The organism is Citrobacter amalonaticus (assembly GCF_001559075.2).
Classification (GTDB): Bacteria; Pseudomonadota; Gammaproteobacteria; order Enterobacterales; family Enterobacteriaceae; genus Citrobacter_A; species Citrobacter_A amalonaticus_F.
The window spans coordinates 1,463,081-1,486,785 of record NZ_CP014015.2; the positions used below are offsets into that span (position 1 = coordinate 1,463,081).

Consider the following 23,705-nt stretch of genomic DNA (forward strand, 5'->3'; position numbering starts at 1 on the left):
TGTGAGTATATACAGCTAAAGGTGATTTTGGAACCACAAACTGCACATTCGACAGCAGATTTAGCCTGTTATGGAATCAGGGTCGAAAAACGTTAGCGAAAATGTGGCCACAACAGGAGTCCCCAGGTGATCAACGCCACAATGATAGAAAGCAGCACCGCCGCCGACCCCATATCTTTTGCGCGTCCGGAAAGTTCGTGATAATCAGAGCCGATACGGTCCACTACCGCCTCGATGGCGCTGTTCAGGATTTCAACAATCATGACCAGCATAACGGAGCCGATCAGCAGAACGCGCGTAATGGCATCCACGTCCAGCCAGCAGGCGATAGCCACGGCCAGCAACGCCGCCACGCTTTCCTGACGGAACGCGGCCTCGTTAATCCACGCGGCGCGAAAACCTTTCCAGGAATAGCCTGCAGCTTTGATAATTCGGGTGAATCCAGTGGTATTATTAGCCATTAAAAGAACCTTTTTGCATTATTGGCGTCAATGACATTGTCTTGTTAACTCATGTAATTCGAGTCAGGGCAACGCGGCGCGAAGTATGACGGGATAGACCAGAAATTCACATGACTTTCTGATATCCTTGCAACGCAATTGCATTATTAACCAGAGGCTTTACATCGTTTATGTCCGGCTGGCCACGAATTTACTACAAAATCCTGAATTTACCATTAAGCGTACTGGTAAAAAGCAAGTCTATTCCGGCGGATCCTGCCCCGGAATTGGGACTCGATACCTCTCGTCCAATTATGTACGTTTTACCGTACAACTCCAAAGCGGACTTGCTGACGCTGCGCGCACAATGTCTGGCGCACGATCTCCCCGACCCGTTAGAACCGCTGGAGATCGATGGCACACAGTTGCCGCGCTATGTGTTCATTCACGGCGGACCGCGTGTCTTCACCTATTACACGCCGAAAGAGGAGTCCATCAAGCTGTTCCATAACTACCTCGACCTGCATCGCAGCAATCCGGATCTGGATGTGCAAATGGTGCCGGTGTCGGTGATGTTTGGACGCTCTCCGGGTCGTGAAAAGGGCGAGGTTAACCCGCCGCTGCGCATGCTTAACGGCATTCAGAAATTCTTTGCCGTCTCCTGGCTGGGCCGCGACAGCTTTGTTCGCTTCTCGCCTTCCGTCTCTCTGCGCCGAATGGCCGATGAGCACGGCACGGATAAAACCATTGCGCAGAAACTGGCTCGCGTGGCGCGTATGCACTTCGCCCGTCAGCGCCTGGCCGCTGTGGGGCCGCGTTTACCTGCGCGTCAGGATCTCTTCAACAAGCTGCTGGCCTCCAAAGCGATTGCCCGCGCGGTAGAAGACGAAGCGCGCAGCAAGAAAATCTCCCATGAAAAGGCGCAGCAAAACGCCATTGCGCTGATGGAAGAGATCGCCGCCAACTTCTCTTACGAGATGATTCGCCTGACCGACCGTATTCTGGGCTTCACCTGGAACCGGCTGTATCAGGGGATTAACGTTCACAACGCAGAACGCGTTCGCCAACTTGCGCACGACGGGCACGAAATTGTTTATGTTCCCTGCCACCGCAGCCACATGGACTATCTGTTGCTCTCCTACGTGCTCTATCACCAAGGGCTGGTGCCGCCGCACATCGCTGCGGGTATCAACCTGAACTTCTGGCCGGCAGGCCCGATCTTCCGCCGCCTGGGCGCGTTCTTTATTCGTCGTACCTTTAAGGGCAATAAGCTCTATTCCACCGTTTTCCGTGAGTATCTGGGCGAGCTGTTCAGCCGCGGCTACTCGGTTGAATACTTTGTCGAAGGCGGTCGTTCCCGTACCGGCCGTTTACTGGACCCGAAAACCGGCACGCTGTCGATGACTATTCAGGCGATGCTGCGCGGCGGCACCCGCCCGATCACCCTGGTACCGATTTACATCGGTTACGAGCACGTGATGGAAGTGGGTACCTATGCTAAAGAGCTGCGCGGCGCGACCAAAGAGAAAGAGAGTCTGCCGCAGATGCTGCGTGGTCTGAGCAAGCTGCGTAATCTCGGTCAGGGCTACGTAAACTTTGGCGAGCCAATGCCATTGATGACGTACCTGAATCACCACGTGCCGGAGTGGCGCGAGTCTATCGATCCCATCGAAGCAGTGCGTCCGGCCTGGCTGACGCCGACGGTGAACGGGATTGCGGCTGAGCTGATGGTGCGTATTAACAACGCGGGGGCGGCGAACGCCATGAACCTGTGCTGCACCGCGCTGCTAGCCTCTCGCCAGCGTTCGCTGACCCGCGAACAGTTGACCGAGCAGCTCAACTGTTATCTGGATCTGATGCGCAATGTGCCGTATTCCTCTGATTCGACCGTGCCGTCTGTCAGCGCCAGCGATCTTATCGATCACGCGTTGCAGATGAACAAATTCGAAGTCGAGAAGGATACCATTGGCGATATCATCATTCTGCCGCGCGAGCAGGCGGTGCTGATGACCTACTATCGCAATAACATCGCGCATATGCTGGTGTTGCCGTCGCTGATGGCAGCGATCGTCACCCAGCATCGTCATATTTCCCGCGAAGCGCTGCTGCAACACGTTGATGTGCTCTACCCGATGCTGAAAGCCGAGCTGTTCCTGCGCTGGGAGCGCGATGAGCTGACAGACGTGATTGACGCGCTGACGGCTGAAATGCAGCGTCAGGGGCTGATAACCGTTCAGGATGATGAGCTGCATATCAATCCGGCCCACTCCCGCACACTGCAACTGCTGGCGGCGGGCGCGCGCGAAACGCTGCAGCGTTATGCCATTACCTTCTGGCTGCTGAGCGCCAACCCGTCGATCAACCGCGGGACGCTGGAGAAAGAGAGCCGCACCGTGGCGCAGCGTCTGTCCGTGCTGCACGGTATTAACGCGCCGGAATTCTTCGACAAGGCGGTGTTCAGCTCACTGGTGCTGACCCTGCGTGACGAGGGTTACATCAGCGATACCGGCGATGCGGAGCCGGGCGAAACGATGAAGGTGTATCAGATGCTGGCGGAACTCATCACGTCGGATGTACGCCTCACCATCGAGAGCGCCACGCAGGGCGAGTAATACATAGAAAAGCCGGTCAACATGACCGGCTTTTTTTATGTCAGATTGCCGGATGGCGGCGTTCCGCCTGATCCGGCCTACATCAGCTTACGGTTTGGTAAGCGCAGCGCCATCGGGCAAGATGCTTTATAAGTGCCAGTAACTCATCGCCAGACCAATGAACAGCACCAGCCCGACGTAGTTATTGTTCATAAACGCTTTAAAGCAGGCTTCGCGCTCGCGGTTGGCAATCAGTTTCTGTTGATAAACAAACAGCGCGCCAGCGACCAGCACAGACCAGTAATAGCCCAGCCCCAGGCCGTTCAGCCAGCCAATCAGCGCCATCAGCGCCAGCACCGCCACCTGCAAGATACCGATGATCAGCTTGTCATGTTCGCCAAACAGAATGGCCGTCGATTTAATACCGATTTTCAGATCGTCATCGCGATCAACCATCGCGTACTGCGTGTCGTAGGCCACTGCCCACAGGATATTGGCCAGGAACATCAGCCAGCAGCTCAACGGTACCGACTCACTCACCGCCGCAAAGGCCATCGGGATCGACCAGCCAAACGCCGCCCCCAGCACCACCTGCGGCAGGTGAGTGTAGCGCTTCATAAACGGATAGACCCACGCCAGTGCCAGTGCCGCAATCGACAGCAGAATGGTCATGGTATTGAGCGTCAGCACCAGCAGGAAAGAGAGCACCACCAGTATGACAAACAGCGTCCGGGCCTCTTTCTCCGTCACCGCGCCGCTGGGCAATGGGCGGTTCGCCGTACGTTTTACGTGCCCGTCAAATTTTCGATCGGCATAGTCATTGACCACGCATCCGGCGGCACGCATCAACCAGACCCCGGCGACAAACACCGCCAGAATCCACCCTTGAGGGACGCCAGGGGTCGCCACCCACAGTGCCCACAGCGTCGGCCAGAGTAGCAATAAGGCGCCGATGGGCTTATCCGTACGCATCAAGCGGTGAAACGCCAGCAGCTTATTTTGCGTCAGACTCCACTCCATTTTATTTTCCTCTTAGTACAACGGCGATGCAGGTAAAAACAGTTCGGTCAGCATCAGCGGCTTACCGCTCAGTCGCAGGCGGGAACGACGTCCCCACAGCCCGGCATCACAACCAATCTCAATAAAATCTCGGGTCAACGTCGATGATGTAAACAGATAACGCCCCAGCGGGGTTTTGCCTAAGTTTTGTAAGGCCAGTTCGGGGCCGGACAGCGTGGATTCAGGCACCACGGTGCGTCCAGCCAGCCAGGGTTCATCATCGGCACATAACAGGATTTCACGCAGCCAGTAGCGGGATTCTTTTGGCAGTCGTGTCAGCTCTTCCATCACCTCATTTTGACCGACAAATCCCTCCCTGATCAGGGTCACCGTGACCCGTTTTCCCTGTTGCTCAAAACGTTTTGTCATGGAATCTTCCAGTAGCAGCCAGTCGAGCTGTTCTGGATCCAGGGCGGGAATCTCTTCAAAATAGCGCAGCGCACGCAGTTGCGTTAACGCGGGGTGTGACATGCCTGACTCTCCGTTTCATAACTGAAAGGCATTGTATCGCAGAAAAGCGCTTACGGAAGATGGAAACATAATTAAGTGATCTGTTGCGCAACAGAAGTGTAACAAGTCGCAGGAAATGCTAAAAAAAAGGTGCGCCAGATGACGCACCAGTTGTTGCAAATCAGCAATGTGGGGAGAAGATTACCCCTTGCCTTTTACACTGCTGATAAAGGTGGAACGGGCAGATGTTGATCCCAGACGTTCAGCTTCATCAAGCAGTTTCAGCGCTTTATCAACGTCGCCTTTGGCAACGGCGTCTTTAATCGCTTTGTTAAAGTAGCTTTCGGTGTCGTTCAACATCGGCTCGCTTTTCTTCGCGGGCGCAGGTGCAGCCACCGGCGCGGCAACCGGTGCAGCATAGGTCGGCGCAGGCGCAGCAGTATTGCCCACCGTCACCGGACCAGGGCCGGAAGAACCAAACAGCGGCCCTACCAGCACGCTGGAGCTGCTGTTGGTTTTCACTTTCAGCTTCAGCAGGCCATCGGTGGTATGGCGGGCGATCGGATCCGGAATATCTGGAACAGAGTTACCCACGCCTTTGGCATAGGCTTTCGCTGGATCCAGCAGTTTGGTGGTCTGCTGGAGATCTTTCTCGGTCGTAAAGACCAGAACATAGAGTTTCTGCTGGCCCAGCGCTGGCGTCAGGCGCATCACCCCTTCCAGACGATCCGCGCTCATCACGCCCGGCTCTTGGTAGGTGAAATAGCTGCTGGGGAAGAACGCAGAAGGCGTCATGTTCTGATCGAGGATCAGGACGTTGGGCGCAAAGACGCTGGTTTGTTTGTTCACTTCGCTGGTGAGCGTTATGTTTAGCTCCCCGATGTTCGCCGGCACGCTGTAGGCGGCAACCGGACCGGAGATGCCCGCGACATCAAGACGCTGACCGCCGGTCGAAAGCGGTGTCGTTTGCGTGTTGGACTGGTCAACCGGCGTCCAGGTTAACTGCTGGAGCGCTGCGGTCGGAATGGCGGGTGCCGCACTGGTATTTTGCGGCACATAGTTAACGTCAGCCAGGCTGATACCCGGCGCACTGGCAACTAACCCTGCGGATAAACAAAGGGCGACGAGACTTTTCTTCATTTTCATTGTTATCACCTCAGAAAGCATGGGTTCAGCGGTGGCCAGGCAATAGCGCGCTAAACCAGATTATGCCGGATGGCGGCGGACGCCTTATCCGGCCTACAAACTGGTGCCGTAGGCCCGATAAGCTTGCGCCATCGGGCATTGCAGCAGTTTGGGAGGGGCTTTCGCCCCTCGTTACGTCAGGTTAGTGCTGGATTACCACCAGATTTCCATCTGAGCACCGAAGGACCACTCATCGTTGTCGCCACGGCTGAAGGTATGCGCGCTGGTATCGCTGTAGGCGATGCCGTTGTCGTAACCCCATTTCTCATCCCACTTCGCGTAGGTCGCGAAGACACGGATAGCCGGACGAGACCAGATGCTGTCGCCAGCCTGCCACTGTTGCGCCAGGGTGATTTTGTACTGGTTGTTGGTGTCGTCGGTACGCTGAGACTTCACGTTGTCGTAGCCGACTTCCATCAGGGTACTCATGATCGGTGTCCATTTGAACATCGGACGTACGCCTACGGTGTACCAGGTTGACCCGTTGTTATCGTCACGGTCGATATCCTGATACATACCGACGTACATCAGGTCCCAACGGTCGCCCAGAGAGATTGCACCGTGGTCGAGGATGCGCACCAGACTACCGTTGTTGTTGATTTCGTTGTTAACGACGCCAATTCCCGTATCAGGGTTGTAGCTGTTACCCGTGAAGGAGCCCTGCGGGATCCCTTTACCCTGAGTCGTCATTGCATCGGTGGCGTACTGAACGACAAACTTGTTGTAGCCTTTCAGCATGCTCTGCGTATGTTCAGCGGTGAACATCCAGCCATCTTTAGTGGCGCCGTCGGCATAGCTGTAACCGTCCGTTTTGTTCGCACGACCGTAGTCAACACCCAGCTCCAGCACGCCGTCCGGGTTCGTTTCCAGACCGGCTAAACGCACGTCGAAAACATCGTTCGCGGTGTCTTTGTAACGGTTATAAATATCATTGCTGCTGAAGATGTAAGAGCCGCCAGCCTCCTGAGAACGGGTGGCAGCCAGAGACAGTTTACCGAAGCCCAGATCGATATTTTCGATACCGGCGCCTGGACCTGAGATATCCCAGTAGTAGAAGTCGATCATGTGAACGTCATGACGCTGATAGAAGCGCTTACCTGCCCAGATGGTGGAGCCCGGCAGCCAGTCGATCAGGTTTTTACCCTGTACGTTAGCTTCACGGAATGCCGGGTCGGTAGCTTCCCAGTCATTCTGCTGTGCCACGGAGTAGGCAACGTTGGTGTCAAAATAGAAGCTCTTATCGCCCTCTTTCCAGACTTCCTGGCCCAGTTTAATTTCCGCGTAAGTTTCACATTCGTTACCAAGACGGTATTTACTTTGAGCACCGGTTGCCTGGAAACATTGTTGTTCGCCGCCACTACCCGTCCAGCCGATACCGGAACGAGCATAACCATGGAAATCCACTGCCATTGCCTGAACAGACATAATGCCTGCTGCGACGGCAACCGCCAGGGGGAGTTTGCGCAGAGTAATCATCATTCTATCTCCTGAGATCATTGCTTTTCTTTGAACGCTTCACCGTAGGGTTTTGCGCTTTTTTTTAATGGGACACCTTAAACGCCTGGCTCTTTATGCAACCGACGACATGCGGTGCCATCTTCACGGAACAGATGACAACGCTCTGGCGGCAGGCCAATAGCGAATGTGGCGCCCTCTTCTACCAACACCACGTCGTTCTGGCGGTACACCAGGTTTTGACGAATGGCGGGGATCTGGATATGAATCTGTGTTTCGTGACCAAGCTGTTCGACGACCTGAACCTCGCCTTCCAGCGTGACATCGGCGATATCACTGGGCAGCAGATGTTCCGGACGAATACCTAGCGACATATTTACGCCGACCTGCACATCACGGCTGTCGACCGGCAGCCAGACGTGCTGACGGTTCGGCAGTTCCACCTGCACCTGGTCGATGGCGGTTGCGGTGACTTTCACAGGCAGGAAGTTCATCTTCGGTGAACCAATAAAGCCCGCGACGAAGCGGTCTGCCGGGTAGTGATACAGTTCCAGCGGTTTGCCAATCTGCGCGACGCGACCGGCATCCAGCACCACAATTTTGTCGGCCAGCGTCATCGCTTCGACCTGATCGTGGGTGACGTAGATCATCGTGCGCCCAAGGCGCTTATGCAGACGGGAGATTTCGATACGCATCTGCACGCGCAGCGCGGCATCGAGGTTAGAGAGGGGTTCATCGAGCAGGAACACGCGCGGTTCCGCCACCAGCGTACGACCAATCGCCACACGCTGGCGCTGTCCCCCTGAAAGGGCTTTCGGTTTACGCTCCAGCAGATGCGCCAGTTGCAGTACTTCTGCAACCTGGTTAACGCGCTGATTCATCACCTCTTTTTTAGCGCCCGCCAGTTTCAGGCCAAACGACATATTTTCGGCAACGGATAAATGGGGGTAGAGCGCGTAGGACTGGAAGACCATACCAACGCCACGCTCTGCAGGTGGGATATCGTTCATGCGGGTTTCCCCAATATAGAGGTCTCCGCTGGTAATCGTTTCAAGTCCGGCAATCATACGGAGCAGGGTCGATTTGCCGCAGCCTGACGGTCCAACAAACACCACGAATTCCCCTTCGTGAATGTCGAGATTGATATCTTTCGATACCACCACGTCACCCCAGGCTTTCGTTACATTTCGCAGCTGTACGCTCGCCATGCCTTCTCCCTTCGTTACAACCTGTCATTGACAGCAACATTCATGATGGCCCGACTATGCGGGATTCACTGCGAGCGTGAATCCTCCACCCCCCGGCTTTTTTATGGGGGAGGAGTCGGGAGGATGAGGGAAGGAAGTCTGAGACCCTGGCCGGGGGACATCGCGTAATTTCGTGATGCTCCCCGCAAAAATGAGACTGTTTTTATGTGCGCCAGTACGCATTACTCACATTTATGCAACACGGATCACATAAAGAGCGGGTGGGGCGTAGGGGTAAGGAGGATGGAAAGAGGATGTCAAATAAGGAGACTGAGTGACGTTGAACCACTGAAGTCATACCACGAGCACATCACCAAAAGGATGGCAGATATGAAGATCAAGACTGGCGCACGCGTTTTCGCATTGTCCGCCCTCGCAGCAATGATGATTTCCGCACCGGCTCTGGCCAAAATTGAAGAAGGTAAACTGGTTATCTGGATTAACGGCGACAAAGGCTATAACGGCCTGGCCGAAGTGGGTAAAAAATTCGAGAAAGACACCGGTATCAAAGTGACCATCGAGCACCCGGACAAGCTGGAAGAGAAATTCCCGCAGGTCGCGGCAACCGGTGACGGTCCGGACATCATTTTCTGGGCGCACGATCGTTTTGGCGGTTACGCACAGTCTGGCCTGCTGGCTGAAATCACCCCGGAAAAAACGTTCCAGGACAAACTCTATCCGTTCACCTGGGATGCCGTACGTTACAACGGCAAGCTGATCGCCTACCCCATCGCGGTAGAAGCACTGTCGCTGATTTACAACAAAGACCTGGTACCGAACCCGCCGAAGACCTGGGAAGAGATCCCGGCACTGGATAAAGCGCTGAAGGCGAAAGGTAAGAGCGCCCTGATGTTCAACCTGCAAGAACCGTACTTCACCTGGCCGCTGATTGCTGCCGACGGCGGTTACGCATTCAAGTTTGAAAACGGCAAGTATGATGTGAAAGATGTGGGCGTCGACAGCGCAGGCGCGAAGGCGGGTCTGGGCTTCCTGGTTGACCTCATCAAGAACAAACACATGAACGCGGACACCGATTACTCCATCGCAGAAGCGGCCTTTAACAAAGGCGATACGGCGATGACTATCAACGGTCCGTGGGCCTGGTCGAATATCGACAAGAGCAAAGTGAACTACGGCGTCACCCTGCTGCCAACCTTCAAAGGCAAACCGTCTAAACCGTTCGTTGGCGTGCTGAGTGCCGGTATTAACGCCGCCAGCCCGAACAAAGAACTGGCGAAAGAGTTCCTTGAAAACTACCTGCTGACCGATCAGGGTCTGGAAGAAGTGAACAAGGATAAACCGCTGGGCGCCGTGGCGCTGAAATCCTATCAGGAGCAGTTAGCGAAAGACCCGCGCATCGCGGCCACCATGGATAACGCCCAGAAAGGCGAAATCATGCCGAACATCCCGCAGATGTCTGCGTTCTGGTACGCCGTGCGTACGGCGGTCATCAACGCCGCCAGCGGTCGCCAGACGGTTGACGCAGCACTGAAAGACGCACAGGGCCGTATCACCAAGTAATGCTGTCGATGTGCCTGATGGCGCTGCGCTTATCAGGCCTACAAACGTCTGTAGGCCGGATAAGGCCTTTATGCCGCCATCCGGCACATTTACGACAAGATTTCACCGTTGTAGAGGAAGATCCCCATGGATGTCATTAAAAAGAAACATTGGTGGCAAAGCGACACGCTGAAGTGGTCAGTGATTGGTCTGCTGGGCCTACTGGTGGGTTACCTTGTAGTTTTAATGTACGCACAAGGGGAGTATCTGTTCGCCATCATGACGCTGATTTTAAGCTCTGCTGGCCTGTACATTTTCGCCAACCGTAAGGCCTACGCCTGGCGCTACGTTTATCCTGGCATGGCCGGTATGGGACTGTTCGTCCTGTTTCCGCTGATTTGCACCATCGCCATTGCCTTTACCAACTACAGCAGCACCAACCAGCTCACTTTCGAACGCGCCCAAGAGGTGCTGATGGACCGCTCTTATCAGGCGGGTAAATCCTACAACTTTGGGCTGTATCCGGCCGGTGAAGCGTGGCAATTGACCCTCACCGACGGTGAAACCGGAAAAAATTACCTCTCCGACGCCTTTAAATTTGGCGGCGAACAAAAGCTGGCGCTGAAAGAAACGAACGCCCTGCCGGAAGGTGAACGCGCGACGCTGCGCATCATCACCCAGAATCGTCAGGCGTTGAACCAGATTACCGCCGTGCTGCCCGATGACAGCAAAGTGATCATGAGCTCGCTGCGCCAGTTCTCCGGCACGCAGCCGCTGTACACGCTCGCCGATGACGGTATGTTGACCAACAACCAGAGCGGCGTGAAATACCGTCCTAATAACGACATCGGCTATTACCAGTCTATCAATGCGGACGGCAACTGGGGTGACGAGAAGCTGAGTCCAGGCTACACCGTCACCATCGGCTGGGATAACTTTACCCGCGTCTTTACGGACGAAGGGATCCAGAAGCCATTCTTCGCTATCTTCGTCTGGACCGTGGTGTTCTCGGTACTCACCGTAATCCTGACCGTGGCGGTCGGGATGGTGCTGGCCTGTCTCGTTCAATGGGAATCGCTGAAAGGCAAAGCCATTTATCGCGTCCTGCTGATCCTGCCGTACGCCGTGCCGTCGTTTATCTCGATTCTGATTTTCAAAGGGCTGTTCAACCAGAGCTTTGGTGAAATCAACATGATGCTGAGCGCGCTGTTTGGCATCAAACCGGCGTGGTTCAGCGATCCGACCACCGCACGCTCGATGATTATTATCGTCAACACCTGGCTGGGTTATCCGTACATGATGATCCTGTGCATGGGTCTGCTGAAAGCGATTCCGGATGACCTGTATGAAGCGTCGGCAATGGATGGCGCAGGCCCGTTCCAGAACTTCTTTAAGATTACGCTCCCGCTGCTGATTAAGCCGCTGACGCCGCTGATGATCGCCAGCTTCGCCTTTAACTTTAACAACTTCGTGCTGATTCAACTGTTAACCAACGGCGGTCCCGATCGTCTCGGAACGACCACGCCAGCCGGGTATACCGACCTGTTAGTGAGCTACACCTATCGCATCGCCTTTGAAGGCGGCGGCGGTCAGGACTTTGGTCTGGCGGCGGCAATCGCCACGCTGATCTTCCTGCTGGTCGGTGCGCTGGCCATCGTGAACCTGAAAGCCACACGCATGAAATTTGACTAAGGAGGGCTCGACAAATGGCTATGGTCCAACCCAAATCACAAAAGCTGCGTCTCTTCATTACGCACTTCGGCCTGCTGATTTTTATCGCAGCGATCATGTTCCCGCTGCTGATGGTTATCGCCATCTCGCTGCGTGAAGGTAACTTTGCCACCGGGAGCCTGATCCCGGAAAAAATCTCCTGGGAGCACTGGCGGCTGGCGCTGGGCTTTAGCGTTGAACACGCTGATGGCCGCGTCACGCCGCCCCCCTTCCCGGTTCTGTTATGGCTGTGGAACTCGGTGAAAATCGCCGGGATCACCGCAATGGGCATCGTGGCGCTATCCACCACCTGTGCCTACGCCTTTGCCCGTATGCGCTTCCCCGGCAAAGCCACGCTGCTCAAAGGAATGCTGATTTTCCAGATGTTCCCGGCGGTACTGTCGCTGGTCGCGTTGTACGCGTTGTTCGATCGCCTCGGTCAGTACATTCCGTTTATTGGTCTGAACACCCATGGCGGGGTGATCTTCGCCTATCTCGGCGGTATCGCACTGCATGTGTGGACCATCAAAGGCTATTTCGAAACCATCGACGGCTCGCTGGAAGAAGCGGCCGCACTGGATGGGGCTACCCCGTGGCAGGCGTTCCGCCTGGTGCTGCTGCCGCTGTCGGTGCCCATTCTGGCGGTGGTCTTTATTCTGTCATTCATTGCCGCCATCACCGAAGTACCGGTTGCCTCACTGTTGCTACGTGATGTGAACAGCTACACCCTGGCAGTCGGGATGCAGCAGTACCTCAACCCACAAAACTACCTGTGGGGCGATTTTGCCGCTGCCGCCGTGCTGTCTGCGATTCCGATCACTCTGGTCTTCCTGCTGGCGCAGCGCTGGCTGGTCAACGGCCTGACGGCGGGCGGAGTCAAAGGTTAAGTTTCACCGAAGTCCCTGTAATGCCACTGCACCCTCAACTTGTTTTATCCAACTTGTGACTGTAATTCGGCGCTCCACGGAGCGCCCTTTTTTTGTCTGCCGGATGGCGGCGGTGCCTTATCCGGCCTACTCACTTTTTATTCGCGCCCCAGCCCATTGTAGGCCAGATAAGCGCAGCGCCATCAGGCAACCACGACACACATTGCCTTATCCGACCTACTCGCGCTTCAGGCGTTTCGAATTACACATCCAGAGCGTGATCACCAGCAGCAGGATCGCCGCCGAATAGATCAGCACATCAAGAGGGGATTTGTGATCAACAATGATCAATCGGACAATCGCGGTGATCCCGATATAGATAAAATAGCGCAGCGGAAAGTGAAAGCCTGACTGAAAGTACTTCACAATCAGCGCGATAAATTCGAAATAGAGAAAGTAGACAACCAGCCCTTCCACCAGCTCATACTTGCTGGCTTGCTCAGGCGCGAAAAGCACATCAGCCAGATGCAGCGTCTCTTTACCGAGGAATACGACCAGGATCAGGCCCAGACTCAACAGCCCAAGGTTCAACACGGTCTGTAGGATCGTGGAGATAAACTCCACGCGCGGACGAGATAGTGACGTCATAACAGCACCTCTTTCTCAGTGGTGAGGTTCCTGTATAACGCAAAAATGTGACGGGGATCTATATTTTTTGTTTATGTTTTGTGCAGAAGCAAAAGGGTGCAACAATCCTCTCAACCCTAACATCCTGAAAGGAAGACGAAATGCTTCGGTTTCAAAGGGCAACACGTGACGATGCCAGCCTGTTGAGCACAATGGGATATGCCAGCTATCGTCATCATTTTGCCCCTCTGTGGAAAAATGATGACGAACTGGCGGCATATCTTGAGCAGGAATATTCTCTGCCCGCCATCTCCAGAAGTCTCGCAGAAGCGGACACCTTCTGGTTAATCGCTTTTACTGACGCCCCGATTGGCTTTGCGAAGTATTCGTTGCATCAGGCCATTGAGCCGCAAGGCCCGCCAGGGACATTGCTGCACAAGATCTACCTCCTGCCCGGTGAAACCGGCAAACAGTACGGCGAACAGCTTTTTGCCGAAGTGGTCCGCCAGGCCAAAGCACAAGGAGAAACGCGGATCTGGCTGGATGTTCTGGCGGATAACCCCCGGGCACGCCAGTTCTATGAACAGCAGGGAATGACCTTTGTGAAAGACACTTTTTTTTCCACCACGTCGCAGACCGTTACGCTTCACGTCATGGAAAAACGGCTCTGAGAGACCCAAAATGGCAACGATAATGGCGGTCAGTATCTGCGATGGCGTCGTTACCGGTGCGGGTAGCGTGGTGACCAAATCAATCACCGAAAAAGGCGTATATGCCGGTAATCCAGCCAGGTTATTACGCCGTCTTCCGGCTGGATAATGCCACGCTACCTCAGCGGAAATTCACACTTTTATCGTTGGTCATGTCATAGAGCTGGAATTTGCGTCCGAGCTGCTGCCCCCCATCGCGCGTCAGCGGCGTCCAGCCGACGGCCGCACGACTGCGGGTCGGGCCGGAAGAGAAGAGATCCAGCGGAATCGACACGTAGACGCCTTTGGTGAAATCCCCTTCGCCGTACTCATCTGGCGAGACGTTAGTGAGAGTGGCGTAACCACCAACCACCACACCGCTGTCGAAGCGTTTAGAGATATCCAGCGTGCCGCCTTTATCCCCCGCCAGATACTGACCGACACTCGCTTTCACCAGCACGTCCTGGGCGAATGACGGCGTCCAGTAGGCCGTCAGGTGTCCGGTCTTCACGCTGTAGTCGGTGAATTTCATCATGTCCTGCGCGCTGCGCCAGTCACGCTGTTTCACGTAGTTAGCATCCAGACCAAACGCCCAGTTGCTGTCGACCGGACGGTACAACACTTCTGCCCCCGCCCCGCCGTACATGGTTTCAAGATAACCACCGTAAGCCTGACCATAGAAACCGTTACCAAAGTACTGGAAGTAGTTAGCCTGCAGGTTGTTCACGTAAACGTCGTTCTGCACATATTCACGCACGCGGGTACGCACACGCGGCAGCTTCGAATCATTCGGCGGGTTGGTGTAGTTAAATTTATCGTAGTTATTGGCGAGATTGCCAAACAGGCTTCCGGTGGTCAGCAGGTGGTCGGTGACCCACAGATCCGCCGTCGCCATCACGCCCAACTGGTACATGTAGAAGTTTTCCGGTCCACCCACGGACTGATTCAGCACCGGATCGAGATGGAAGTCGAAGCGCGATTTGTCGATATACCAGCCCTGTTCAGTGCTTTCCGGCACTATCGGCTCAAGGCGTTGTTGCGCCAGCGGCGTTTCCTGTCCCAACGGTTCGCCTTCCAGATGGCGCTTCAGGCTGCTGACGTCCGTTTCGGTGGTCACCTGCGGCAGGTTAAGACGGTTTTCCGTCACCCGGATCGTGCGGATCCCCTCCGGCAGATCGTTCATCACGATCCGGTTCGCCCGTTCGATCCCTTCACGCGAGTCGCGGTATTTCACCTGCTCGCCGGTCACATACAGCGTATCGCCTTTCACCTGAATCTGCGGATCTGCCAGTCCGGCGTTGTATTTCAGCAGCGTCAACTGGTTCGCCACCACCGAGTGTTGCAGGATCGCGTCCTGCGGTTGCGGCTGGTATTTCGGCCGCGCGTTATCGTTATACGATGGGCGTAAGTCGTTGAAATTGGTCCGCAGCGTCACCCCAAACATAAAGGTGTTACCACGTTCGTAGCTGAGGTTAACGTCGGCCCAGTCGGTGACGCGATAAATGGCGCCGACGTTAAACTTGCTTTTCTGTTCCAGTTTGCCCGCAAAATCCTGCTGGTAGTTGTTGCCCTCATATTCCAGCTTCAGCCGCAGGGGCTGCCACGGCGTCTGGTACTCTACGCCGCCAAACAGCGATGCCGGGCCGTGGAACATCTGGCTGCCGTCGATGGAGCCAGCCTGTTTATAGCTGTTATCGCGGTAGCAATATTTATCGCTGTACGAACAGAGCGGGTTACTGACGTTGCCGCTGGTTCCCAGGTATCCCCAGCCGAGGCCGAGCGAGAAATCAAACGGTCCCCAGGCTTTATTCGCCACGATATATTCCGCATCGAACAAACCAGTCCCGCCGATATCCCGCGCGCCGACCGACACCTGCGGCGTCCAGTAACTCTCTTCCCACAGGCGTAACTTCAGATCGAACGCTTTATCTTTGTAGGTTTGATCGCCGGAAAACGATTCGACGCTGCTGTACTTTTTGGTCCGCACGTCGGTGTAGCGCAGCGTCGTTTCCAGCCAGGGGAAAAGCTGCACGGAGGCGGAGTAGTAACGATACTGATCGTTATCACGATAGTTAAGGCTCAACTCCCCTTCACGCGCCATGCGCGCGGTTGGCGTCTGTAATAATCCCACGCCGCCAAAGTCCGACTGAGAGGGCCCAATCGGCGCCGGATACGTTTCGGCATGGCAGGCTGCGCTGATGCCCAGCGCCAGTAAGCTGAGCAGATATGTTTTTTTCATTATTCAGGTATCCGCTGCGTCAGGGTGTGAAGAATATCGGCGTTCAGCGCTTCCGGTTCGCTGCTCCAGAAAGCATCATCCAGCCCGACAACAATGATGCTGCCAGGCATCGGCTCAACGTGACGCTTATTCCAGTACGCCACCGGCACCTTCTGCGTTCGGCCATCGGGATAAACAATCCACGCATAGCTGCGATCCGCGCCGCTGAGCCGGTCTTGCCCGTCGAGATAGCTGACAACGTCGCGTCCGGGCATAAACGGCTGTTTTCCGGGATGGCTTATCAGGCCAAAGAGCGTGACGTCCGTCGGCTGCCCGCCGACCCACAGCGTGTAGTTGCCCTGCAATGGCGGATTGCCGCGCTCGCTGACCCGTACACTATCCGGATCGAGATTCACCGGCTGCCGCCCCGTCACCTTCAGCGCCTGAACTTGCTGGCGCAGCGCATTAATGGCGGCGGCATCATCCCCGCTCGCGTTGGCGCTTAACGCCGCCAGGCGTGCCAGCAGCGCCTGCTGTTGGCTCTGCGCTTTCACGGTCGCTTTCTCTTCAGCGATCACCGCGCCAGGCCACCAGCTGTTCGCCAGTCTGGGCTGCCCCACCAGATCGATAAGATGCTCAGCGCCGGTAAGCGTTTTCGGCTCTGTGCTACCGGCGCTAAAGACCTTAACGGTCCCCGCAGCAAAAACAGATGACGCGCTCAGACTGAAGATCAGCGCTGCAATAGTCCGTTTCATCATGATTTTGCCGCCTTAATCAGCGTGGTTTTCACTGGGAAGAAGTTCGCGCCAAGGTACTGTTCCGACTGGCGAATTTGCCCTTCGTTATCGATCCAGTAACGGTTATGCCAGCGCGCTTGATCGGTCGTGACGGTTTCGTCCAGCACGCGAACCGGGGTCTCTTCACTGCCGACGTTTACCGTGTCATTGCCATCCCATGTAAAGACGGAGCGCGCGGTGGTATAGCGCACCTGCTTGTATTCCGTCCAGCCCATCGTGCGGGTCCAGGTGGCGCCGTCGACGATCTGATTCGGTTTGCTCAGCGGGTCATCTGCGAGGTTATTCACATCGATAAGGTTGTCGCCGCCAAGGAGCGTTTTCACCAGACGACCATGCTGGGTCACGAGCGTGGCCTGATCCTGCGTCACCCATTTCTGCTGCCCGTTCTCTGCGAAAGCGAGCACCACAAACAGCTGCGGCCCGCCATTAAGCTGCATGTACTGGCTGGCGTAGGGCATGTTTTGGATATCATCGTCCGTCAGCTGTACGCCGGGCGTGCCAAACAGACTGTCCCACAGTGAGTTGCCCAGCTGCTTTGTGGTGGCTGAGCATGCCTGTAACAGCAGGCAAAACAGTATGATTACAGGTCGCTTCACGACTCTTCTCCAGAGGGGCAAAATAACCACACCGAAGTGTGGTTATGGTTAAACGTACCGGTATTACTGGGTACTGGTGGTGGTTGTGGTGGTGGTCCCGGTATTGGAACCATCACCGCCGCCGGTTGCCGCGAGAGCGACACCCACCGCCGAACTTACGGTGCTCACGCTGGATGCCGAGGAGCTACCCGCCGACACCGACGTTGCTGCCGACCCTGCCGCTTCACCCACCTGAACGGGGGCTGCATAGACAGAACTCGCCGCAAGCGCAGATATGGCAAAAATGCCATACAGAACTTTTTTCATAACAATTTCCCTTCATTGAATGAATGGAGATTTGCCCAAAAGAGTTTCAGGCGGGATCGAGTATACACAACTAAAGCATGCGAATTACGGCAGGGAGAAATAGCGGAACAGTTTTAGGATAATTGGACTTTTGTTGAATTATTCATTTTAATAAAAATAACAATAAACATTAAAAACAAGAAGTTATCATTAAATATGCATATCTGAATGATCCGTATTATCCTAAAATAACACGGAGTTATTTTCCGGTTATTTATTATTTTAGGATTATGCTCAATATAGAATTGTGGAGAACAACACGGACAACCGGAATTATCTTATAAAAAAAGCCGATAATAATATCGGCTGATTTCATTATTAATTTGCCGGATGGTGCTACGTTTATCAGCCCCACCGTAGGCCGGATAAGGCATTCGCCGCCATCCGGCACTCCGGCAGATTAACGCCAGTTTTTATAACAGTTAATCAATCCGTTAGTCGAGCTGTCGTGGCTTTCAATCGCTTTATCATCTTTCAGCTCCGGCAGAATACGGTTTGCCAGCTGTTTACCCAGCTCAACGCCCCACTGGTCAAAGGTAAAGATGTTCAGAATAATGCCCTGAGTAAAGATTTTGTGCTCATACAGCGCGATCAGCGCGCCCAGGCTGAACGGGGTAATTTCACGCAGCAGGATGGAGTTGGTCGGGCGGTTGCCTTCAAACACTTTGAACGGCACCACGTGTTCCAGCGTGGCGGGATCTTTACCCTGGTCACGGTATTCCTGCTCAACCACTTCGCGAGATTTCCCGAACGCCAGCGCTTCCGTCTGGGCGAAGAAGTTAGACAGCAGCTTCGGATGGTGATCGGACAGCGGGTTATGGGTAATCGCCGGGGCGATGAAATCACAAGGCACCATTTTGGTTCCCTGATGAATCAGCTGATAGAACGCATGCTGACCGTTGGTTCCCGGTTCACCCCAGATGATCGGGCCCGTCTGGTAATCCACCGGGTTGCCGTTACGGTCAACGTATTTCCCGTTGGACTCCATGTTGCCCTGCTGGAAGTAGGCGGCAAAACGGTGCATATACTGGTCGTACGGCAGGATGGCTTCGGTTTCGGCGCCGAAGAAATTGTTGTACCAGATACCAATCAGCGCCAGCAGCACCGGCAGGTTGTTCTCCAGAGGCGTGGTCGAGAAGTGCTTATCCATCGCATGCGCGCCGGACAGCAGTTGCACAAAGTTGTCGTAACCGACAGACAGGATGATCGACAGACCAATCGCTGACCACAGAGAGTAACGACCGCCCACCCAGTCCCAGAACTCGAACATGTTGGCCGTGTCGATACCGAACTCACCGACCGCTTTCGCATTGGTAGACAGTGCGGCGAAGTGTTTCGCAACGTGTTTTTCATCACCGGCGGTTTTCAGGAACCAGTCACGCGCGCTGTGGGCGTTAGTCATGGTTTCCTGCGTGGTGAAGGTCTTGGACGCCACAAGGAACAGGGTGGTTTCCGGATTCACTTTCTTCAGCACTTCGGCGATATGGGTACCGTCGACGTTAGAAACAAAGTGCATATTCAGATGATTTTTGTATGGGCGCAGCGCTTCGGTCACCATGAACGGGCCGAGGTCGGAGCCGCCGATACCGATGTTGACCACGTCGGTGATCGCTTTACCGGTATACCCTTTCCACTGACCCGAAATAATGGCTTCAGAGAAGGATTTCATCTTCTCCAGCACCGCGTTGACTTCCGGCATGACATCTTTGCCATCGACGATAATCGGGGTATTGCTACGGTTACGCAGCGCCACATGCAACACGGCACGATCTTCAGTACGATTGATTTTCTCGCCAGAGAACATGGACTTGATGGCACCCGCCAGATCGGTCTCTTTCGCCAGATCCTGCAGTTTTGCCAGTGTCTCTTCGGTGATGCGGTTTTTGGAGTAATCCACCAGCATCAGATCGTCAAACGTTGCGGAGAATTTGCTGAAGCGATCGCTATCCTTCGCGAACAGATCCGCGAGGGTAACGTCCTTCATTTCGTCAAAGTGTTTTTGTAGTGCCTGCCAGGCAGAGGTCTGCGTTGGATTGATGTTTTTCATTAGCAATACTCTTCTGATTTGAGAATTGTGACTGAGATCGATTGTAACGCCAGTCACAGAAAAGTGTGATTGTTTTAGTGCCGTTGCCCTGGCTTCGGTCAAATACAGTGAAAAAGCCGTGTTGTTATAAGTACGGTTACTCAGCCACTTGCCAGCATGAAAAATCCGCATAATCCCGGCGTTGACAGTGTCCCCCTATGCCTTTTATTTATATACATAACGTCATTCAGTATGCATCAAGGCGGCAAACCTGAGAATCCACAGGAGCTTACAGAAGTAAGTGACTGTGGTGACCAGGTGCAGCCAACGAAGAGGCAGACTGAAGGACGAAATGTAATACGGTATTTGCGCCTGCACCGGTTTCTGTTCTGCCTTTGTGCCCAGGTCGCTTTCTCACTCCCTGACACGAGGTTGTTATGACAGAAATCGTTGTTTCCAAATTTGGCGGTACCAGCGTCGCTGATTTTGATGCCATGAACCGCAGCGCCGACGTGGTGCTTTCCGATGCAAACGTGCGCTTAGTGGTGCTCTCGGCTTCTGCTGGCATCACCAATCTGCTGGTTGCGCTGGCAGAAGGACTCGAACCACAGGCCCGCTTTGAGAAGCTCGATGCCATCCGTAAAATTCAGTTCGATATTCTGGAGCGTCTGCGTTATCCAAACGTCATTCGTGAAGAGATTGAACGCCTGCTGGAAAATATCACCACGCTGGCGGAAGCCGCCTCATTAGCCACCTCTACCGCGCTGACGGATGAACTGGTCAGCCACGGCGAACTGATGTCCACTCTGCTGTTTGTTGAGATCCTGCGTGAGCGTCACGTTCAGGCGCAGTGGTTTGATGTACGTAAAGTAATGCGTACCAACGATCGCTTTGGCCGGGCCGAACCTGACGTCGCCGCGCTGGCAGAACTGGCAACGCTGCAGTTGACCCCACGTCTTAACGAAGGGCTGGTGATCACTCAGGGATTCATCGGCAGCGAAGGCAAAGGACGCACCACCACACTCGGACGCGGTGGCAGCGACTACACGGCAGCGCTGTTAGCCGAAGCGCTGCATGCTGCACGTGTCGATATCTGGACGGACGTTCCGGGCATCTATACCACCGATCCCCGCGTGGTGCCTGCGGCGCAACGCATTGATGAAATCGCCTTTGAAGAAGCAGCAGAAATGGCCACCTTTGGCGCGAAAGTCCTGCACCCGGCCACCCTGCTGCCCGCCGTGCGTAGCGATATCCCGGTGTTCGTTGGCTCCAGTAAAGATCCGAAAGCGGGCGGTACGCTGGTCTGTAACAAAACCCAGAATCCACCGCTGTTCCGTGCGCTGGCGCTACGTCGTAAGCAGACGCTGCTGACCCTGCACAGCCTGAATATGCTGCACTCGCGCGGTTTCCTGGCCGAAGTATTCGGCATTCTGGCGCGCCATAATATCTCTGTAGATTTGATTACCACTTCCGAAGTGAGTGTGGCGCTGACGCTGGACACCACCGGTTCCACCTCCACCGGCGATACGCTGCTGACGCAGTCGCTACTCATGGAACTGTCGGCCTTGTGTCGGGTGGAAGTCGAAGAGGGTCTCGCGCTGGTCGCGTTGATTGGTAACGATCTGTCGAAAGCCTGCGGCGTCGGCAAAGAGGTGTTCGGCGTACTGGAACCGTTCAATATCCGCATGATTTGCTATGGCGCCTCCAGCCATAACCTCTGTTTCCTGGTGCCAGGCACCGAGGCAGAACAGGTGGTGCAGAAACTGCACCAGAATTTGTTTGAGTGAGACAGACCTGAATGCCGGATGGCGATGAAACACCTTATCCGGCCTGGAGGCCGGACGTTGTAAGCCCGATAAGCGTGCGCGTCATCGGGCAACACGATCATGACATCACCGTCTCGTAAAGCAGTCGATCCAGTGCCTTCACGTCGCCTTCGCGGCTATCCGGCAGCATCGGCGGGATTTCACCTCGCGCCAGTTCGGCGTGGATAAACGCATGCAGCAGCGGACGACGCGGACCATACTCCGCTTCTCCGGCCCGCTGTTTACGCACCAGCAGTTCATCTATTTCCTGACGTAACGGCGCATCCAGATCGCTTCCCGCCAGCAGTTCGGCAAAGCGCATGGGCGGAACGCCTTTTCCTGCTTCAACCCAACGCACCGCCAACAGCGGACGCAGGACGTAGAAGTACTTTTTCAGGCGCACCGCTTCCCCCTGCAAGTAGCCGCGAAAGTTTTTTCGCGCCATCGAGTAGTAATGCCAGCGCGCACGAAGCGGAGAAAACCACTGCGGTATCATCGTCTTAAGCGCGCTGACCGTCACATCATCCTGCTGATAAACCACCGGGGAATCCAGCCACTCGATCAGCGTCGGGTTGGCGCCCTTCAGCAGCCCCAGCGCTTTACGCCACTCCCAGCCGCACACGTCCAGCTCATCGTCTATCGGCAGTTCGATTACATCCCGCGGCGCCTCGACCCGCAGATACCACTCCGGCGGATGAACATACAAAAACCGCACATCGTAATCGCTATCCGGCGAGGCAAATCCCCAGCCGCGACTCCCCGATTCACAGGCATACAACACCCTGACGCCGTAGCGGGTTTCTATCTCTTTGAGCTGCCGCATGACCCGTTCGCGCATTGCGGCACTCACTGCATTTTTGGTCATCTTCTTTTATCCTTTTACACACACCACCTGCCGCAACGTATGCACGATCTCCACCAGCGAAGACTGCGCCGCCATCACGGCATCGATGTCTTTGTAGGCCATCGGAATTTCGTCGATCACCTCACTGTCTTTACGGCATTCAACGTGGGCCGTCGCGCGGATCTGATCCGCTACGGTAAAGCGTTTTTTGGCCGCCGTTCGACTCATGGTTCTTCCCGCGCCATGACTACAGGAACAGAAGCTCTCTTCATTTCCCAACCCACGCACAATGAAGCTTTTCGCCCCCATCGACCCGGGGATAATCCCCATCTGACCTTTCTGTGCGGAAACCGCGCCTTTACGCGTTACCAGCACCTCTTCACCAAAGTGACGTTCTTTCTGCACGTAGTTATGGTGGCAATTCACCGCCTCCTGCTGCGTGATAAACGGTTTACTCACGCTACGCGACAGCGCGGCCAGCACACGGGACATCATCACCTCCCGGTTTTGTCGGGCAAAATCCTGCGCCCATTCCACCGCGTCGATGTAGTCGTTATAGTGCCGACTCCCTTCCTGGAAATACGCCAGGTTTCGGTCAGGCAGATTCGCAATATGTTGTTGCATATCCTGCTGCGCCAGCGTGATGAAGACATTGCCGATGGCATTCCCCACGCCACGCGAACCGCTGTGTAACATCACCCAGACGCGCTGCTGCTCATCCAGACAAACCTCAATGAAGTGATTACCGGTTCCCAACGTTCCAAGATGCTGATGGTTATTGGTTTTCAGCAGCGAAGGATACTTGTCAGTCAGGCGCTTAAAGCGCGGTGCCAGTGTCCCCCAGTGAGTACTCACCTCTTCTGGCGGCGTGTCCCACGCCCCTTTATCGCGACGGGAACGCGTATTGGTTCGCCCGTGTGGAACGGCCTGCTCAATCGCGCTCCGCAACCCGCTGAGGTTGTCCGGTAGATCGCCAGCCAGCAACGAGGTCCGTACTGCAATCATCCCACAGCCGATGTCCACCCCCACTGCCGCCGGAATAATCGCCCCTTTGGTCGGGATTACGCTGCCAATCGTTGACCCTTTCCCCAGATGCACATCCGGCATGACCGCCAGATGTTTAAAAATAAACGGCATCTTCGCCGTGTTCAGCAGTTGCTGGCGCGCCTCGGGTTCCACCGGGACGCCGTGCGTCCACATTTTCACCGGCGCCGCGTTCTGCGACGTCAACAGCGCATAGTCGTTATGTGCCATG

At 55.1% G+C, this 23,705-nt stretch carries 20 protein-coding genes and 2 pseudogenes; 8 read left to right on the top strand and 14 right to left on the bottom strand.

Features of this window, described 5'->3' with window-relative positions:
- Positions 1–92: 92 nt before the first annotated feature.
- The gene (locus AL479_RS07040; RefSeq protein ID WP_042999034.1) at positions 93–461 is read right to left on the bottom strand and encodes a diacylglycerol kinase; all 369 of its coding nucleotides are present in this window, start codon (positions 459–461) and stop codon (positions 93–95) included.
- A gap of 170 nt (positions 462–631) precedes the next feature.
- Here AL479_RS07040 and plsB point away from each other — a divergent pair, with 170 nt between their 5' ends.
- Positions 632–3,052 (top strand): glycerol-3-phosphate 1-O-acyltransferase PlsB, encoded by a 2,421-nt coding sequence (gene plsB, locus AL479_RS07045; RefSeq protein WP_061075583.1) that lies wholly within the window; start codon positions 632–634, stop codon positions 3,050–3,052.
- A 126-nt stretch (positions 3,053–3,178) separates the two neighbouring features.
- Here plsB and ubiA read toward each other — a convergent pair whose 3' ends face one another.
- From ubiA to malK, 5 genes are all read right to left on the bottom strand, one after another.
- Positions 3,179–4,051, bottom strand: coding sequence for a 4-hydroxybenzoate octaprenyltransferase (gene ubiA, locus AL479_RS07050; protein WP_061075584.1), 873 nt, complete (start codon positions 4,049–4,051; stop codon positions 3,179–3,181).
- Between the two features lie 12 nt (positions 4,052–4,063).
- On the bottom strand, positions 4,064–4,561 hold the full coding sequence (gene ubiC, locus AL479_RS07055; RefSeq protein WP_061075585.1) for a chorismate lyase: 498 nt from the start codon (positions 4,559–4,561) through the stop codon (positions 4,064–4,066).
- A gap of 180 nt (positions 4,562–4,741) precedes the next feature.
- Positions 4,742–5,686 (bottom strand): maltose operon protein MalM, encoded by a 945-nt coding sequence (gene malM / locus AL479_RS07060; protein WP_061075586.1) that lies wholly within the window; start codon positions 5,684–5,686, stop codon positions 4,742–4,744.
- Between the two features lie 192 nt (positions 5,687–5,878).
- Positions 5,879–7,204, bottom strand: a complete 1,326-nt coding sequence (locus AL479_RS07065; RefSeq protein WP_061075587.1) for a maltoporin — start codon at positions 7,202–7,204, stop codon at positions 5,879–5,881.
- Between the two features lie 74 nt (positions 7,205–7,278).
- A complete protein-coding gene (malK, locus tag AL479_RS07070) occupies positions 7,279–8,388 on the bottom strand; it encodes a maltose/maltodextrin ABC transporter ATP-binding protein MalK (protein ID WP_042321056.1) in 1,110 nt (369 codons plus the stop codon).
- 369 nt (positions 8,389–8,757) lie between these two features.
- Here malK and malE point away from each other — a divergent pair, with 369 nt between their 5' ends.
- The 4 genes and pseudogenes from malE to malG all read left to right on the top strand — a co-directional run bounded on the left by malE (position 8,758) and on the right by malG (position 12,524).
- Positions 8,758–9,948: a maltose/maltodextrin ABC transporter substrate-binding protein MalE gene (gene malE / locus AL479_RS07075; RefSeq protein ID WP_061075588.1), complete on the top strand. Its 1,191-nt coding sequence runs from the start codon at positions 8,758–8,760 to the stop codon at positions 9,946–9,948.
- 10 nt (positions 9,949–9,958) lie between these two features.
- Positions 9,959–10,120, top strand: a pseudogene (locus AL479_RS24190) (hypothetical protein); the annotation flags it as partial.
- Positions 10,075–11,619 carry a maltose ABC transporter permease MalF gene (gene malF / locus AL479_RS07080; protein ID WP_061075589.1) on the top strand — a complete coding sequence of 515 codons (1,545 nt, stop codon included), beginning with the start codon at positions 10,075–10,077 and terminating at the stop codon, positions 11,617–11,619. The pseudogene AL479_RS24190 and the gene malF, both read left to right, overlap by 46 nt.
- A 14-nt stretch (positions 11,620–11,633) precedes the next feature.
- Positions 11,634–12,524, top strand: coding sequence for a maltose ABC transporter permease MalG (gene malG / locus AL479_RS07085; RefSeq protein ID WP_061075590.1), 891 nt, complete (start codon positions 11,634–11,636; stop codon positions 12,522–12,524).
- Positions 12,525–12,740: 216 nt separating this feature from the next.
- Here malG and psiE read toward each other — a convergent pair whose 3' ends face one another.
- On the bottom strand, positions 12,741–13,151 hold the full coding sequence (gene psiE / locus AL479_RS07090) for a phosphate-starvation-inducible protein PsiE (RefSeq protein ID WP_042321046.1): 411 nt from the start codon (positions 13,149–13,151) through the stop codon (positions 12,741–12,743).
- Positions 13,152–13,291: 140 nt separating this feature from the next.
- Here psiE and AL479_RS07095 point away from each other — a divergent pair, with 140 nt between their 5' ends.
- Positions 13,292–13,801 carry a GNAT family N-acetyltransferase gene (locus AL479_RS07095; protein WP_061075591.1) on the top strand — a complete coding sequence of 170 codons (510 nt, stop codon included), beginning with the start codon at positions 13,292–13,294 and terminating at the stop codon, positions 13,799–13,801.
- Between the two features lie 13 nt (positions 13,802–13,814).
- Positions 13,815–13,949 (top strand): annotated as a pseudogene (locus AL479_RS07100) (N-acetyltransferase); the annotation flags it as partial.
- A 12-nt stretch (positions 13,950–13,961) separates the two neighbouring features.
- Here the strand turns inward: AL479_RS07100 and AL479_RS07105 are convergent.
- The 5 genes from AL479_RS07105 to pgi all read right to left on the bottom strand — a co-directional run bounded on the left by AL479_RS07105 (position 13,962) and on the right by pgi (position 19,822).
- Entirely contained in the window at positions 13,962–16,058 is a 2,097-nt protein-coding gene (locus tag AL479_RS07105; protein WP_061075592.1) for a YjbH domain-containing protein, read from the bottom strand.
- On the bottom strand, positions 16,058–16,795 hold the full coding sequence (locus AL479_RS07110; RefSeq protein ID WP_061075593.1) for a capsule biosynthesis GfcC D2 domain-containing protein: 738 nt from the start codon (positions 16,793–16,795) through the stop codon (positions 16,058–16,060). The genes AL479_RS07105 and AL479_RS07110 overlap by 1 nt, the downstream gene beginning before the upstream one ends.
- Positions 16,792–17,430, bottom strand: a complete 639-nt coding sequence (locus AL479_RS07115; RefSeq protein WP_061075594.1) for a YjbF family lipoprotein — start codon at positions 17,428–17,430, stop codon at positions 16,792–16,794. Before AL479_RS07115 ends, AL479_RS07110 begins: the two co-directional genes overlap by 4 nt.
- A 63-nt stretch (positions 17,431–17,493) precedes the next feature.
- Complete coding sequence (gene yjbE / locus AL479_RS07120) at positions 17,494–17,736, bottom strand: exopolysaccharide production protein YjbE (RefSeq protein WP_042321038.1); 243 nt, start codon at positions 17,734–17,736, stop codon at positions 17,494–17,496.
- 439 nt (positions 17,737–18,175) lie between these two features.
- On the bottom strand, positions 18,176–19,822 hold the full coding sequence (gene pgi, locus AL479_RS07125; RefSeq protein ID WP_061075595.1) for a glucose-6-phosphate isomerase: 1,647 nt from the start codon (positions 19,820–19,822) through the stop codon (positions 18,176–18,178).
- 416 nt (positions 19,823–20,238) lie between these two features.
- Here pgi and lysC point away from each other — a divergent pair, with 416 nt between their 5' ends.
- Positions 20,239–21,588, top strand: coding sequence for a lysine-sensitive aspartokinase 3 (lysC, locus tag AL479_RS07135; RefSeq protein ID WP_061075596.1), 1,350 nt, complete (start codon positions 20,239–20,241; stop codon positions 21,586–21,588).
- A 97-nt stretch (positions 21,589–21,685) separates the two neighbouring features.
- On the opposite strand, the gene AL479_RS07140 is transcribed toward lysC, so the two are convergent.
- Together AL479_RS07140 and AL479_RS07145 are read right to left on the bottom strand one after the other, a co-directional pair.
- The gene (locus AL479_RS07140; RefSeq protein ID WP_061075597.1) at positions 21,686–22,471 is read right to left on the bottom strand and encodes a DNA polymerase beta superfamily protein; all 786 of its coding nucleotides are present in this window, start codon (positions 22,469–22,471) and stop codon (positions 21,686–21,688) included.
- Positions 22,472–22,477: 6 nt separating this feature from the next.
- Positions 22,478–23,704 carry an RtcB family protein gene (locus AL479_RS07145; RefSeq protein WP_061075598.1) on the bottom strand — a complete coding sequence of 409 codons (1,227 nt, stop codon included), beginning with the start codon at positions 23,702–23,704 and terminating at the stop codon, positions 22,478–22,480.
- Between the last annotated feature and the right edge of the window lies 1 nt (position 23,705).